General features: G+C 38.4%; 1 protein-coding gene. It reads left to right on the forward strand.

Annotation, left to right across the window (positions count from 1 at the left end; genetic code table 11):
- Window positions 1-104 precede the first annotated feature (104 nt).
- A partial coding sequence (locus ACG9ZB_RS16745) for a transposase (RefSeq protein ID WP_419326802.1) occupies window positions 105-479 on the forward strand: 375 nt, incomplete at its 3' end.

Raw genomic sequence — 479 nt, forward strand, 5'->3', positions numbered from 1 at the left:
CGCAGATTCAAATCCCAAGTGCAACACATTTGTAGTTAGTTGAAAAAGTTAGGTGTATTCATAGAATCATTAGACTTTTTCAACTCGCAATTGGAAAGCACACAATGAAGAAATACACCCAACTTTCTCAAGATGAAAGATACGAAATTTATGCTACTTTGAAAAGTAAAAGTTCAATCGCTACCCTTGCTCGGGAGTTAGGACGTTCACGATCAACCATCTACCGTGAATTAAAAAGAAATACTGGGCAACGTGGATATAGAGCTCAACAGGCAGCTAAATTTGCAAGTCAAAGACGGTACCGTCTTTCATCATCAATGACAGCATTTGCCTTCGCTTATATTGATTATTTGATTGGTTTGGACTGGTCACCAGAACAAATTTCAGGTGCTTTAACACAACGCGGTTGGCTGGATGTACCTTCACATGAGTGGATTTACCAGTACATTTATCAAGATAAATCAAAAGGCGGTAAACTT

It is taken from the genome of Acinetobacter johnsonii, assembly GCF_048551975.1.
Lineage (GTDB): Bacteria > Pseudomonadota > Gammaproteobacteria > Pseudomonadales > Moraxellaceae > Acinetobacter > Acinetobacter johnsonii_A.